Genomic DNA, 12,987 nt, shown 5'->3' with positions numbered 1-12,987 from the left:
GATGCAGCCAGTGATCGGCCGTCGGCTCGTCAAGATCGGCAACAACTTGCCGATCGCATTCGCAGGGATCGTCAACGCCGACCCGCTTGCGCTTCAGGGAATTCGCTGAATGACCTCTCCCCAAGATGCGGAAACCAATCTCAGGCAAACCGTTGCCGAGCTTGAGCGGTTGCTGCAGGCAAGCCGATCCGAAACCCGGGAAGCGTTGGACCAGCAGGCCGCGACCGCCGATATCCTGAAGGTGATCGCCAGTTCGCCGTCGGATTTGCAGCCGGTATTCGAAGCCATCGCGACCAGCGCCAACCGGTTGCTGGGTGGTTTCTCAAGCGCCGTATTTCGCTTTGTCGACGGCATTGCTTACCTGACGGCCTTCACACCGACCAGTCCGGCCGCCGATAAATTTTTGCAGGCTTCGTTTCCGATCCCGCTTGCCGATTTCGAACCCTTCAAGCTGGCGCAGAGCGGCAAGCCGGTCCAGGCCACGGATATCGAAAGCCTGACGCATATGCAGACCCGGGACATCGCGCGATTGCGCGGATATCACAGCATGCTGTTCGTGCCGCTGATGAGTAGTGGAGTGTCGATCGGCATCATCGTGGTCACGCGGGTTGATACCGGTTCGTTCGCCGACCATCACGTCCAGTTGCTGCAGACCTTTGCCGATCAGGCCATTATCGCGATCGAGAACGCACGGCTGTTCAAGGAAGTGCAGGAGAAAACGCGCGACTTAAGCGAGTCCTTGCAGCAGCAAACGGCTGTCGGCGATGTTCTCAAGACCATCAGCCGCTCGACTTTCGACCTGCAACCCGTGCTCGACACGCTGGTGCAGACTGCTGCCCGGCTGTGCGACGCCGACATGGCCTACATCATGCGCCGCGACGGAGATCTTTATAAGGCAGGCGCCGCCGTCGGATTTAGCACCGAATATATCGAGTTTCTCAAGGACCACCCGATTAGCCCCGATCGGGGGACAACCACGGGGCGTGCTGTACTCGGACGACATACCGTGCAAATCCTCGATGTCGCGGTTGACCCTGAATACACCTTGCGGGAATCGACCTCGCTGGCCGGTCAACGGACCGCGCTCGGTGTGCCACTGTTGCGCGAGAATGAACCGATCGGAGTCATCGTTATCGCGCGTCAACGGGTGCAGGCATTCACCCAGAAGCAGATCGATCTTGTCACAACCTTTGCCGATCAGGCGGTCATCGCGATCGAGAACGTCCGCCTGTTCGATCAGTTGCGCCAACGCACCGATGATCTCAGTGAATCTCTCCAGCAGCAGACAACCACCGCCGACGTGCTCAAGGTCATCAGCCGTTCGGCGTTTGACCTGAAATCGGTGCTCACGACGCTGACCCGGTCAGCCGTCGGACTTTGTGGGGCGAGTTTTGGGGTAGTCTTCTTGCGCGACGGCGAGGTCTTGCGGGTTCGGGCGGAATCGGGCAGTTCACCGGCCCTGTTTGATTTCCTGAGCGCCCATCCGATCCGGGCTGGCCGCGAGACGTTCACCGGCCGCGCCTTTTTGACCGGCGAAATCGCACATCTGCCGGATGTGCTCGCCGACCCTGAGTTCAACTTCGCTCTGGCGCCGCAGTTGGGAGAGTTTCGGGCGGGACTCGCCGTGCCACTGACGCGTGACGGTCGCGTCGAGGGCGCATTCTCGCTTGCCAGGCGAGAGGCAGGTCCTTTTACCTCCCGCCAGATCGAACTCGTTAAAACCTTCGCCGATCAGGCAGTGATCGCCATCGAGAATGCGCGGCTGTTCGACGAGGTGCAGGAACGCACCAGGGAATTGTCGCAATCACTGGACCACCTGCGCACCGCGCAGGATCGTCTGGTGCAGACAGAAAAGCTGGCGTCGCTCGGCCAGTTGACCGCCGGCATCGCCCACGAAATCAAAAACCCGCTCAACTTCGTCAACAATTTCTCTGCGCTTTCGGCAGAGCTGACCGACGAACTGAATGACGCGCTCAAATCCGCGACGCTCAGCGACAATGTCCGCGAAGAAGTCGAGGAATTGACCGGCCTCTTGAAGGACAATCTCCAGAAGGTCGTGCAGCACGGCCAGCGCGCCGATTCCATCGTCAAGAATATGCTGCTGCATTCCCGCGAAGGCTCTGGCGAGCACCGAACCGCCGACATCAATGCGTTGGTCGATGAAAGCCTCAACCTCGCCTATCACGGCGCGCGCGCGGAGAAGTCACAGTTCAATGTCACGCTGAAACGGGATTTCGATCCGAACGCCGGTCTGATCGAGGTGTTTCCACAGGAAATCACCCGCGTCTTCCTGAATTTGATCGCAAACGGCTTCTATGCGGTGACCAAGCGCAAGACCGGCAATGACACGAGTTTTGAACCGGTCGTGAGCGCAACCACGAAAGACCATGGCGACCATGTCGAGATCCGGATCCGTGACAACGGCACCGGCATCCCGCCGGAGGTGAAGGAAAAGATGTTCAACCCGTTCTTCACCACCAAGCCGGCAGGCGAAGGCACCGGGCTTGGGCTGTCGATGAGCCACGATATCGTCGTGAAACAGCATGGTGGCACGATCGAGGTCGATACCGAACCCGGAGAGTTCACGGAGTTCAGGATCATCCTGCCGCGGACAAGCAATCTTTCGAATAAAACCTAGGGGTTAGACGTGGGTGTTTTAGTTCTTGTTGTGGATGATGAGCCCGACGTTGAGGCTTTGTTTCGCCAGCAATTTCGGCGCGACCTTCGAGCGCAGCGCTTCGTGATGGATTTTGCCAATTCAGCAGCGGACGCGCTGTCGCGCATCGCCGGCACCATCGAACAATCGTTGATCCTGATCCTGTCCGATATCAACATGCCCGGAATGACCGGGCTCGAGATGCTGCCCAGGGTCAAGGAAATACGCCCGGACGTTCCCGTCATCATGATCACCGCCTACGGCGATCCCGATACCAAGCGCAAGGCGATGGAAAGTGGCGCGTCGGGTTTGTTGACCAAGCCGATCGACTTCAGCCTGCTCCGCGAAGAGATCGACACGCGCCTGCAACAGGCTGACTGACAGATTCTCATCGGCGTCTCGGCGACAGCCATTGGTGGCGCGGTAATTGCTTCGCTGCCGAGAGAAGCGATGAACTCACGCCGCAGCATGGACGCTCCTGACACGACGCCTTCTCCGAGAGCAAAGCTTGGCACCGCTCATGACAGCGGGAAAGAACGCATGGGTCCTTCCGATCGAGTTCAATCGTTGAAAACCGTTGGCCCGGCCAATCAGGGGAATTCATCCGTTCCCGCGAATGGCCGGCTCGTAGGCATCCAGGCGCCCCCTGTTGATAACCCGCCGCTCACGGATGCGGTCGGCGTGACAGGGCCTCCCGGCATGTTATCGACGGCCGACACTTGATCAGGACGGAGCAGACCTCATGCGCATCACCCTCGTCGGCTCCCGCCATTTTGGCGTGACGACACTGAACATGCTGCGCCAGCATGACACGGACATCGTCAGGGTGGTCGTCGCCGACGCCGAGGACCGCCTGGCCACGGCCGCCCGTGCCGCCGGGATCGAAGTCACCGTGCAAGCCAGCCCGAAGCTGGTCACAGCCTCCGAGATCGCTCCCGGTACCGACCTGATCGTGACAGCCCACAGCCACGCCCGCATCAGCAAGGAGGCGCTGGCCGCGGCGAAACTCGGGGGCATCGGCTATCACCCCTCACTGCTGCCGCGGCACCGCGGTATCGCGGCGGTCGAATGGACGATCCGGGAAGGCGACCCCATCGCGGGGGGCTCGATCTACCATCTGGCCGACCGCATGGATGCCGGCGCGATCGCCGCCCAGGATTGGGTTTTCGTCAAGAAGGGCGAGACGGCTCGGGAATTGTGGGAGCGCGCGCTGGCCCCTCTCGGTCAAAAATTACTGGCAGAGGTAATCGGGTATGCCAAAACGCATAAAACCCTGCCAGCCAAGCCCCAGGACGAGCAATTCGCCACCAATGCGCCAAAGCTCCCGCATTAACCAAAGACGCGGCGAAACGACGGACCGAATCCCTGTTCCGGCCTGGGAACTAACCTCACCGTTATGTGTTTGATTTGCAGGAACAATCCGCGCTGACGCGGCGCAGCAAATTTTGAACACATTCTATCTAAATAAGCCGCGTTATCACACACATCGAGGGATATTGTTTTATGCGCTGCAATCGCATTCGTTTGGCCCTTTTCGGCTCCTTTCTTGCTGCTGCCGCAGGTCTCACTGCCGCTCCCGCCACCGCCCAGACACCCTATGACGGACTGTGGAATGTCACGGTTGTGACCAAGACCGGCAGTTGCGAACCGTCGACGCGAACCACACTTAACGTCACTGATGGGAAGGTCTCGGCCCCCGGCGCCGATGTTTCAGGCAGCGTCGGACGTGAAGGTCTTGTACGTGTCTCAATCAATGGTGCATATGCGAATGGCCAGCTCAGTGGCAACGCAGGATCGGGGAAGTGGAATGGGGCATCAGCGGGCGTACCTTGCAGCGGTCGGTGGGAAGCGTCGCGATAATCAGACGAACCAGACGACAAGCAAGTTTTCAGTCGTCAGGGCATTGCTATTCGGGGCTATCGCGATGTGCGCGGCCTCGATCTTCAGCACAGCAACCTACGCCCAATCGGGACCGTTCACCGGCATGGCCGGTTTCTGGTCCGGCAGCGGCACCGTCACGCTCGACGATGGCTCGAACGAGCGAATTCGATGCCGCGCCTCCTATGCCGTCGGTGCTGGCGGCAATGGCCTTAACCAGACCCTCACCTGCGCCAGCGACAGCTATAAATTCGATCTGAGAACCAATATCGTCGCCGAGGGTGGCACGATTTCCGGAACCTGGAGCGAAAGCAGCCGGAACGTTAACGGCAGCATCCAGGGCCGCGGAGGCAACGGCAATTTCCAGGTCGAAGCCAACGCTCCGGGCTTCAACGCCAACATCTCCTTGACGACGCGTGGCAACAAGCAGTCGGTCGTGATCCGATCAGAGAGCCAATTTAAGGCCGCCACGATTGCGCTGACACGCTCCTAAGAACCCCTCGGTTCTGATTGAATCAGAACCGAGACTCCCGTCCTTTTTGACACGCTTTTTTGATGCGAGCCGGTGCGCTGCCCGAATCGCATCAAAGGCAGGATTCCGCTCGAAAAGCTCAGGGCGATCGGCTCTCAATCAAACCGTTTTGGGCTTCGCAAGCCGCGCCGCTGTGTCCTTCATGGTCTTTGCGATCAAGAGTGCCTGTTCCTTGTTCAGCGCAAAATCCTGGATGCCTTTGTGCGTGGTCAGCGAGAGCACCATGATATCGGGCTGGTTCTCCGGCCAGCCGGTGGCAAAGGCGGTCACAAAATCTGCGGATGTGGCTCGATTATTCATCGCAAGACGTCCTCTTCGAATATTTGAAACGGTGGTTGAATTCGCAGCAGCTTGCACGGAAACCTGCAAGCCGGAATCGGCTGCGACGCAAGCTATGCCGCAGGAACGAACGCGGTGACTTCGATCTCGACCTTGGCGCGGGCGTCGACCAGGCCATCGATATAAAGCAGCGTCGAGGGTGGAAAGTTGCGTCCTAGCGTTTCCTTCCACGCCGCACCGATGCCGGCGCCCGCCGCCTCATATTCGTTGCGGCTGGTCAGATACCAGGTCAAGCGAACGACGTGTTCCGGACCAGCCCCGGCCTCCGCAAGCAGCTTGATGATCCGTTTCAGCGCGACGGCGACCTGCCCGGCCATGTCGGATTGATATTCCCCCTTCTCGTCGCCGCCGGTCTGCCCCGCCAGGACGATCCATCGGCCGGGGCCATCGACCACAACGCCGTGCGAAAAACCACGTGGCTTCGACCATTCGGCTGGTTGCAAGATGCGCATCAGCGGTTCTCCAGATTTGTTATCGGCGTCATCCCGGGTTCGCGTTTCACGCGCGCCCGGAATGACGGGAACGGCAAGATCCTTAGCACCAATTGGGCGGCCGCTCCCACCTCGAAATTGAACCGGGCGCAGCGCTGCGTCGGCGCATTTGCGCGTTGCAAATCGATGCGAGGTCGCCGATACCGGCCGCTCGCCCGCCCCTGCCCGCCGAACTTTCCATGACCCGCCTGGCTCTCCGCTGATGGACCGAACACCCTCCAAACCGAAGGCCGCACTGTGGATGGCCGGCTGGCTTACCCTGATGTTGATCGTCGCGGTCGCCGGCCGCGAGGCAACGCGGGAGCTGAATGTATTTCAGCTGATGGAGCTGCGTACGGTCATCGGCTTCTTCATGCTGTACCCGTTGATCCGGCTCAATGGCGGGTTTGCGAAACTGAAAACAACGCGGCTGCCGCAGCATATCGGGCGCAATCTGATCCACTACGGCGCGCAGCTCGGCTGGTTCTTCGCGCTGACGCTGATCCCGCTCGGTCAGGTGGTGGCGATCGAATTCACCATGCCGATCTGGACGGCGATTCTCGCGGCGAGTTTCCTCGGCGAGCGGATGACGGTCTGGAAAATCACCGCGATCGTTCTCGGGCTAATCGGCGTCTTCATCATCGTCCGGCCCGCGACCGGCGTGGTCAATCCGGGTCAGTTGATCGCACTGGCCGCTGCGGTCGGATTCGGCATTTCCGTGGCGATGGTCAAATCCCTGACGCGGACGGAACAGGCACTTGCGATCATCTTCTGGATGCTCGTGGTGCAATCGGCGGCCGGATTTTTCCCTTGTCTGTACGTCTGGAAATGGCCGTCCGCCTATATCTGGGGCTGGACCGTCGTCATCGCGTTCTGCGGCACGTTCTCCCATTACTGCATGGCGCGCGCGATGCTGCATGCCGATGCGACCGTGGTGGTGCCGATGGATTTCCTGCGAGTTCCGCTGACCGCCATTGCCGGCTGGCTGATCTATTCGGAGCGCCTCGATGTCTTCACCGTGCTCGGTGCGATCCTAATCCTCACCGGCAACCTTCTGAATCTGAAGCCTACGCCGGCGCCGGTTCCCGCACGCGTTGCAGTCTGATCGTTTGTCTTCCACCGCGTGGATCAGCCGGAGTTGCGCGCGGCTGTCCTAAATTGTGATCTAAATCACGCAAGCCTGGTTGCCGATCGAATACGGTGATCGCATCAGGAATGGCGCCGCCAAAATTCGGGCAACAGCCCGTTTTTTGTGGCGAGAAGTTGGCTTTTTTCGTGTATGCTGAAGCCGTGTGTTGCAGCCGAATATTGCTCGACTCAGCCTGGGGATTTCACATGCGTTATCTCACGATTTTTATTTCCCTGATTTGCATGTTGTTCGTCACCGATGCGGCCAAGGCTGACAAGCGCGTTGCCTTCGTCGTCGGCAATGGCGCCTACAAGAATGTGGCGGCGCTTCCCAATCCGCCGATTGATGCCAAGGCGATGGCGGCGGTGCTCCGCAATGTCGGTTTCGACGTCGTCGAAGGCAGCAATCTCACCCGCGATACCATGACCGAGCGATTGCTCGAGTTCGGCAAAAAAGCGCAAGGCGCCGACGTCGCGGTGTTCTTTTATGCCGGTCACGGCATCGCCATCGACGGCACAAACTATCTGCTGCCGGTCGATGCCGACATCAAATCGGAAATGGACGTCAAGCTGGGCGCCGCGATCAATATCGACCTCACGCTCGACCAGACCATGAGCGACGCCAAGGTCAAGCTGGTGTTCCTCGATGCCTGCCGCGACAATCCCTTCGCTGCCAAGATCAAGTCGACCTCGACCCGCAGCGTGTCGGTGCAGTCGGGCCTTGCCGAAATGAAATCCGGCGAAGGCACGCTGATCGCGTTCGCGACCGGGCCCGGCCAGACCGCGCTCGACGGCCAGGGCGGCACCAACAGCCCGTTCACCCGCGCGCTGATCGCCAACATCACCCAGCCCGGCGTCGAGATCCAGCAGGCGATGACCAAGGTGCGCGCCCAGGTCAACGACGAGACCAACAAGGGGCAATTGCCCTGGGGGCACACCAATCTGACCGGCTCGGTCTATCTGAACCCGGTTGCTGTGCCTGTGGCCGACGCCGCAGCGCCCGCCCCCGCTCCGGCCGCCGTTGCTTCCAACACCGGCGGGACGGATGTCGAACTGGAGTTCTGGCGCTCGATCAAGGACTCCAACAAGCCGGAAGAGCTCAACGCCTATCTGACGACCTATCCCAACGGTCAGTTCAGGTCGCTGGCGTTGGCCCGGATCGCTTCGCTCGATCCCAATGGCAACAGTTCCTCTACCCAGACCCGCAACCTGACCAGCGTCGATCCCGGGACTTTCAACGCAGAAGCCAACCAGGTCACAGAAGACCAGATCGGCCTCGACAGGGGGCAGCGCCGCGACGTACAGCGCCGGCTGAATGGTCTCGGCTTCGACACCAAGGTCACCGGCAAATTCGACGAGGCGACTCGCGCCGTGATCACGCGCTGGCAGGCCGCCCGCGGCTATCCCACCAGCGGCTATCTCAACAAGCTGCAGCACAAGGCGTTGTTGGCTGAGATCGTCACGTCCACCCAAACCAGCTCAAGCGAGGATTCCGACGATCATCCGTCGCGCCATCATCGCGGCGGCGGAGGTGGCGGCGGACACCGCTATTACCGCGGCCCCAGCGGTCCCGGCGGTTTCATCGGCGGCGTGATGGGCGGACTGTTTCGCTAGGAGCCGCGAAACCTGCGGCCACCAAACAAAAGCCCGGCCTGCGCCGGGCTTTTCAGTTGGGACTTTTCTAGTTCCGAACCCGCCTGAGTTCGTGAAGGCGCGTTACTTACCGGCAGCCTTTCGCAGCGCGTCGTTGATCCGCTCCTGCCAGCCCGGGCCGCCTTCCTGGAAGTGCTCGAGAACGTCCTGATCGATCCGCAGCGAGACCAGTTCCTTCACACCGGGCAGCGCGGCCTTTTTGGTTGGCACCTCCGGCACCTTGGCTGTGGTCTTCTTGAACGCAGCCTCGGCTTCGGTTCGGGCGTCGTTAAGCGTCCTGGGGCGTCGCGGTTGGTCCGACACGATTAGATCCCTTCAAACAATGCTGTCGATAGATAGCGCTCGGAGAACGACGGCACGATCGCCAGGATGGTCTTGCCGGCGTTTTCCGGCCGCTTGCCGATTTGAAGCGCTGCGGCGATGGCGGCGCCGGAGGAGATGCCGCCGGGGATGCCCTCATTGCGCGCCAGCGCACGCGAAGTTTCGATCGCGGTTGCGCTGTTGATCTTGACGATCTCATCGATCACGGAACGGTCGAGGATGTCAGGGATAAAGCCGGCGCCAATCCCCTGGATCTTGTGCGGGGAATGCTGACCGCCTGATAGCACCGGACTTTCCTCGGGTTCAACGGCAACGACCCTCAGCGACGGCTTGCGTGGCTTCAGCACCTGCCCCACGCCGGTAATGGTTCCCCCGGTACCGACACCGGCCACGAAGAAATCGATATTGCCGCCGGTGTCGTTCCAGATTTCCTCCGCCGTGGTGCGGCGGTGAATTTCGGGATTGGCGAGGTTCTTGAACTGCTGCGGCATCACGGCATTGGGCGTGGTGCGGACCAGTTCTTCCGCCGTCGCGATCGAGCCCTTCATGCCTTGCGCGGCCGGCGTCAAAATAATTTCAGCGCCGAGGAATGCCAGCATCTTGCGCCGCTCGATCGACATCGATTCCGGCATCACCAGCTTCAGCCGGTAACCGCGCGACGCAGCGACGAACGCCAGCGCTATTCCCGTATTTCCGGAGGTCGGCTCGATCAACACCGTGTCGGCATTGATCACGCCGGCCTTTTCCATCGCGATGACCATCGCCGCACCGATGCGGTCCTTCACGCTCGCGGCCGGATTGAAATATTCCAGCTTGGCGAGGATGGTCGCATGCGCGCCGTGCTGCTGCGGCAATCTGCGCAGGCGCACGATTGGCGTATCTCCGATCGCGTCCACGATACTGTCGAATACGTGACCCCGGCCGGGACGGTGCAGTGCACTCGCGGGTAAAGGCGCGTCCATGGTTAGCTCCTGTGCAAGCGGCCTGGGGGAACTCTGTCGAGCTTATCTCATAACGCATGATCGGCTAAAATGTGAACGATTTCCCGATAAGGTCATGCGTGAACGAATAATTTAGCATCTGCAAAACGCAAAACGAAATTCCCGTTGCTGGTCATAACTGCCGCAGACGTGCGACGTTCGCGCGCAGGCCATCATATCGAGAGTCACAAATTCGTTGCATTGCAATAATTTGAACAACGCTCAACCAACTTTGCGCGAGCTGGAATAATTTAAAACCAACGCATTTGTGTTGCGACATCGTCAAAGAAATCGGTGTATGGTTTTGTCAGGTTCAGATCGCTTGGAGGTCACGATGCCAGCAGCTGCTGAAGTCCTGTCGACCGTCGCGCCCAGACCCGCCCCGCGCGGAAGTGACCTGCCGACCTGCCCTGTTTGCGCTGACTCGATGGTGGCTGCGGAAGCGTCTGCGTTTGTTGCCGAAGATATCGTCAGCTATCTCTGGACCTGCGACACTTGCGGTTACGGCTTCGTTACCAAACATGCAATCAAGCGCTTTGCGTGCAACTGAATTTCACCAAGCCGTTTTGAGAACATATTTCATCGCGCTGTGATGTCGCCTTTCGCCCATCCTGCACGAATATGCTCACGCAAATCTGCAAACCTTCCCTCTGAAACCGCGCTCCTGATGTCGTGCATCAGTTGCTGGTAATACGCGATGTTGATCTCCGACAGCAGCATCGCGCCCAGCGTCTCGCCTGACTTCACGAGATGATGAAGGTAAGCGCGCGAGCAGTTGCGCGCGGACGGCCAGGGGCTTTCCTCGTCGAGAGGCCGCGGATCGTCGGCGTGGCGGGCGTTGCGCAGATTGACCTGACCGAACCGCGTGAACGCCACGCCGTGACGGCCGTTGCGGGTCGGCATCACGCAATCGAACATGTCGATGCCGCGCGCCACCGCCTCCAGGAGGTCATCGGGCGTGCCGACCCCCATCAGATATCGCGGACGGTCCGGCGGCAGGATCGGGGCAACCTCCTCGATCATCGCCAGCATCACCGATTGCGGTTCACCGACCGCAAGGCCTCCGATCGCGTAGCCGTGAAATCCGATGTCGACCAAACCTCGCGCGCTCGCCTGGCGGAGTTCGGGGATATCGCCGCCCTGCGCGATCCCGAACAGCATGTAGCCGGGCGGCGCGGTTTCGAACGCACGCTTGCTGCGTTCGGCCCAGCGCAACGAGAGTTGCATCGCCCGCTCGATGTCGTCACGCTCCGCCGGCAGCCGAACGCATTCGTCCATCTGCATCGCGATGTCGGAGCCAAGCAGGCGCTGCACTTCGATGGAGCGCTCCGGCGATAGTTCTATTTTGGCGCCGTCAATATGCGAGCGAAAGGTGACCGCTGCTTCGCTCACCTTGCGCAGTTCCGACAATGACATCACCTGGAAGCCGCCGGAGTCGGTCAGCATCGGGCCTTGCCAGCCGGTGAAGACCTGCAGGCCGCCAAGTGCTGCGATACGCTCGGCGCCCGGCCGCAGCATCAAATGATAGGTATTGCCGAGCACGATATCGGCGCCGGCATCGCGCACCTCGCGCCAATGCACGCCCTTCATCGCCCCCGCCGTGCCGACCGGCATAAAGACCGGGGTCCGCACCACGCCATGCGGCGTCGTCAACCGGCCGGTGCGGGCGGCGCCGTCGGTCGCCACGAGATCAAAGTGATTGGGAAGGCTCATGCTCCAGCTTATTGCTTAACAACCCTGCCTTGTTCAACCTCGCTGAGGCCGATTTTCGGTCCGAAAGCCGTTGACGCCGGTCGAAGTTTTCAGCATAAGTTCCGCGCCATGATCACGACCACCAAACGCACCACCAAAACCGCAAAGCCCTCTGGGGCCTCGGGAGGCGTGCGCGCGTAGTTGGACGATCGCATGATCTGAACCGAAGCCCCGCCTGAAAAGGTCCGGGGCTTTTTTATTGCCTGATGGAGATGAAAGTGAAGAACGATCCCGTAGTAGCCATCGCCGGCGTGACCGGCGCCGTCGGCGCCGAATTTATCGCCACCATGGATAGGCGTGGATTTCGCGTCGGCCAGCTCAGGGCGCTGGCAAGCGCGCGCTCGGCCGGCAAGACGATCGACTTCCGCGGACAAAAGGTTGTCATCGAGGAGCTTAACGACAAATCCTTCGAAGGCGTCGATATCGCGCTGTTCTCGGCCGGCGGCGGCATTGCCAGGAAGTTTGCGCCGATCGCGGTGAAGGCCGGCGCCGTCGTGGTCGATAACTCGTCTGCCTTCCGGATGGATCCGAACGTGCCGCTGGTGATCCCCGAGATCAACGCCAGCCGCATCAGGGAGCACAAGGGCATCATCGCCAATCCGAATTGCGCGGCGATTACCGCCCTGGTGCCGCTGTGGCCGATCCACCAGCGCAACCGCATCAAGCGCCTGATCCTGTCGACCTATCAGGCGGCAAGCGGCGCTGGAGCGGCGGCGATGGAGGAACTGATCGAGTCGACCCGCGCCAACCTCAAGGGGGAGGCCTATCCGCCCAAGGTCATGCCGCACCCCTACGCGTTCAACCTGTTCAACCACAACACGGCGATCGATCCGGAGACCGGCTACAACGACGAAGAGACCAAGGTCATCAAGGAGACCCGGAAAATCTTCGAAGACGACAGGATTGCCGTCGGGGTGACCTGCGTGCGGGTGCCGGTGCTGCGCGCGCATTGCGAAGCGATTACCTTCGAATGCGAAAACCCGATCACGGAGGACCAGGTGCGCGCGATCCTGTCGAATGCGCCGGGCGTGAAGATCGTCGACGATCGGACCAAGAATTACTTCCCGATGCCGATCGATGCGTCAGGGCAGGATGACGTCATGGTCGGCCGTATCCGCAAGGATCTGAGCGATCCCTCCGGCCATTCGATCTCGATGTTCGTCGCCGCGGACCAGCTCCTGAAGGGAGCCGCATTGAACGCGATTCAGATCGCGGAATTGGTGCCTCAGCACGCGATGGCGTGAGGTGAGCTGTAGGGTGGGCACGCTTCGCTCCGCC

At 60.6% G+C, this 12,987-nt stretch carries 14 protein-coding genes; 9 read left to right on the top strand and 5 right to left on the bottom strand.

What is annotated here, in order from left to right; translation table 11 throughout:
• Positions 1 to 109 precede the first annotated feature (109 nt).
• The 5 genes from BLV09_RS06065 (at position 110) to BLV09_RS06045 (ending at position 5,027) form a co-directional block, all read left to right on the top strand.
• Positions 110 to 2,638 carry a GAF domain-containing protein gene (locus BLV09_RS06065; protein ID WP_146686644.1) on the top strand — a complete coding sequence of 843 codons (2,529 nt, stop codon included), beginning with the start codon at positions 110 to 112 and terminating at the stop codon, positions 2,636 to 2,638.
• 9 nt (positions 2,639 to 2,647) lie between these two features.
• Entirely contained in the window at positions 2,648 to 3,037 is a 390-nt protein-coding gene (locus BLV09_RS06060) for a response regulator (protein WP_100381922.1), read from the top strand.
• Between the two features lie 361 nt (positions 3,038 to 3,398).
• The gene (locus tag BLV09_RS06055) at positions 3,399 to 3,989 is read left to right on the top strand and encodes a formyltransferase family protein (protein WP_146686643.1); all 591 of its coding nucleotides are present in this window, start codon (positions 3,399 to 3,401) and stop codon (positions 3,987 to 3,989) included.
• 170 nt (positions 3,990 to 4,159) lie between these two features.
• Positions 4,160 to 4,516, top strand: coding sequence for a hypothetical protein (locus BLV09_RS37910; RefSeq protein WP_100381924.1), 357 nt, complete (start codon positions 4,160 to 4,162; stop codon positions 4,514 to 4,516).
• Positions 4,464 to 5,027, top strand: coding sequence for a hypothetical protein (locus tag BLV09_RS06045; RefSeq protein WP_146686642.1), 564 nt, complete (start codon positions 4,464 to 4,466; stop codon positions 5,025 to 5,027). The genes BLV09_RS37910 and BLV09_RS06045 overlap by 53 nt, the downstream gene beginning before the upstream one ends.
• A gap of 138 nt (positions 5,028 to 5,165) precedes the next feature.
• Here the strand turns inward: BLV09_RS06045 and BLV09_RS06040 are convergent, their stop codons facing one another.
• Together BLV09_RS06040 and BLV09_RS06035 are read right to left on the bottom strand one after the other, a co-directional pair.
• Positions 5,166 to 5,366, bottom strand: coding sequence for a hypothetical protein (locus BLV09_RS06040; protein ID WP_100381926.1), 201 nt, complete (start codon positions 5,364 to 5,366; stop codon positions 5,166 to 5,168).
• Positions 5,367 to 5,458: 92 nt separating this feature from the next.
• Positions 5,459 to 5,857 carry a RidA family protein gene (locus BLV09_RS06035; protein ID WP_146686641.1) on the bottom strand — a complete coding sequence of 133 codons (399 nt, stop codon included), beginning with the start codon at positions 5,855 to 5,857 and terminating at the stop codon, positions 5,459 to 5,461.
• A 241-nt stretch (positions 5,858 to 6,098) separates the two neighbouring features.
• On the opposite strand from BLV09_RS06035, the gene BLV09_RS06030 reads away from it, so the two are divergent.
• Positions 6,099 to 6,980 (top strand): DMT family transporter, encoded by an 882-nt coding sequence (locus BLV09_RS06030; RefSeq protein ID WP_146686640.1) that lies wholly within the window; start codon positions 6,099 to 6,101, stop codon positions 6,978 to 6,980.
• Between the two features lie 230 nt (positions 6,981 to 7,210).
• Positions 7,211 to 8,617, top strand: a complete 1,407-nt coding sequence (locus tag BLV09_RS06025; protein WP_146686639.1) for a caspase family protein — start codon at positions 7,211 to 7,213, stop codon at positions 8,615 to 8,617.
• Between the two features lie 102 nt (positions 8,618 to 8,719).
• Here the strand turns inward: BLV09_RS06025 and BLV09_RS06020 are convergent, their stop codons facing one another.
• Positions 8,720 to 8,959, bottom strand: a complete 240-nt coding sequence (locus tag BLV09_RS06020) for a BrnA antitoxin family protein (protein ID WP_146686638.1) — start codon at positions 8,957 to 8,959, stop codon at positions 8,720 to 8,722.
• Positions 8,960 to 8,961: 2 nt separating this feature from the next.
• Positions 8,962 to 9,939, bottom strand: a complete 978-nt coding sequence (cysK, locus tag BLV09_RS06015; protein ID WP_146686637.1) for a cysteine synthase A — start codon at positions 9,937 to 9,939, stop codon at positions 8,962 to 8,964.
• 352 nt (positions 9,940 to 10,291) lie between these two features.
• Here cysK and BLV09_RS06010 point away from each other — a divergent pair, with 352 nt between their 5' ends.
• Positions 10,292 to 10,507, top strand: a complete 216-nt coding sequence (locus tag BLV09_RS06010) for a hypothetical protein (RefSeq protein WP_100386884.1) — start codon at positions 10,292 to 10,294, stop codon at positions 10,505 to 10,507.
• Between the two features lie 29 nt (positions 10,508 to 10,536).
• Here BLV09_RS06010 and tgt read toward each other — a convergent pair whose 3' ends face one another.
• Positions 10,537 to 11,670: a tRNA guanosine(34) transglycosylase Tgt gene (gene tgt, locus BLV09_RS06005; protein WP_146686636.1), complete on the bottom strand. Its 1,134-nt coding sequence runs from the start codon at positions 11,668 to 11,670 to the stop codon at positions 10,537 to 10,539.
• A gap of 245 nt (positions 11,671 to 11,915) precedes the next feature.
• On the opposite strand from tgt, the gene BLV09_RS06000 reads away from it, so the two are divergent.
• A complete protein-coding gene (locus BLV09_RS06000) occupies positions 11,916 to 12,953 on the top strand; it encodes an aspartate-semialdehyde dehydrogenase (RefSeq protein WP_146686635.1) in 1,038 nt (345 codons plus the stop codon).
• Positions 12,954 to 12,987 lie beyond the last annotated feature (34 nt).

Source organism: Bradyrhizobium canariense (genome assembly GCF_900105125.1).
In the GTDB taxonomy this organism is placed as follows: domain Bacteria; phylum Pseudomonadota; class Alphaproteobacteria; order Rhizobiales; family Xanthobacteraceae; genus Bradyrhizobium; species Bradyrhizobium canariense_A.
The sequence above is the reverse complement of the archived record's forward strand: the minus strand, read 5'-3'. Positions and strand labels throughout refer to the sequence as shown.

Excerpts from the sequence above, each read along its gene's own strand:
- cysK (WP_146686637.1), bottom strand. The coding sequence starts at position 9,939 with ATGGACGCGCCTTTACCCGCGAGTGCACTGCACCGTCCCGGCCGGGGT.
- BLV09_RS37910 (WP_100381924.1), top strand. The coding sequence starts at position 4,160 with ATGCGCTGCAATCGCATTCGTTTGGCCCTTTTCGGCTCCTTTCTTGCT.
- BLV09_RS06065 (WP_146686644.1), top strand. The coding sequence starts at position 110 with ATGACCTCTCCCCAAGATGCGGAAACCAATCTCAGGCAAACCGTTGCC.
- tgt (WP_146686636.1), bottom strand. The coding sequence starts at position 11,670 with ATGAGCCTTCCCAATCACTTTGATCTCGTGGCGACCGACGGCGCCGCC.
- BLV09_RS06040 (WP_100381926.1), bottom strand. The coding sequence starts at position 5,366 with ATGAATAATCGAGCCACATCCGCAGATTTTGTGACCGCCTTTGCCACC.
- BLV09_RS06000 (WP_146686635.1), top strand. The coding sequence starts at position 11,916 with ATGGAGATGAAAGTGAAGAACGATCCCGTAGTAGCCATCGCCGGCGTG.
- BLV09_RS06010 (WP_100386884.1), top strand. The coding sequence starts at position 10,292 with ATGCCAGCAGCTGCTGAAGTCCTGTCGACCGTCGCGCCCAGACCCGCC.
- BLV09_RS06035 (WP_146686641.1), bottom strand. The coding sequence starts at position 5,857 with ATGCGCATCTTGCAACCAGCCGAATGGTCGAAGCCACGTGGTTTTTCG.
- BLV09_RS06045 (WP_146686642.1), top strand. The coding sequence starts at position 4,464 with ATGGGGCATCAGCGGGCGTACCTTGCAGCGGTCGGTGGGAAGCGTCGC.
- BLV09_RS06055 (WP_146686643.1), top strand. The coding sequence starts at position 3,399 with ATGCGCATCACCCTCGTCGGCTCCCGCCATTTTGGCGTGACGACACTG.
- BLV09_RS06030 (WP_146686640.1), top strand. The coding sequence starts at position 6,099 with ATGGACCGAACACCCTCCAAACCGAAGGCCGCACTGTGGATGGCCGGC.
- BLV09_RS06025 (WP_146686639.1), top strand. The coding sequence starts at position 7,211 with ATGCGTTATCTCACGATTTTTATTTCCCTGATTTGCATGTTGTTCGTC.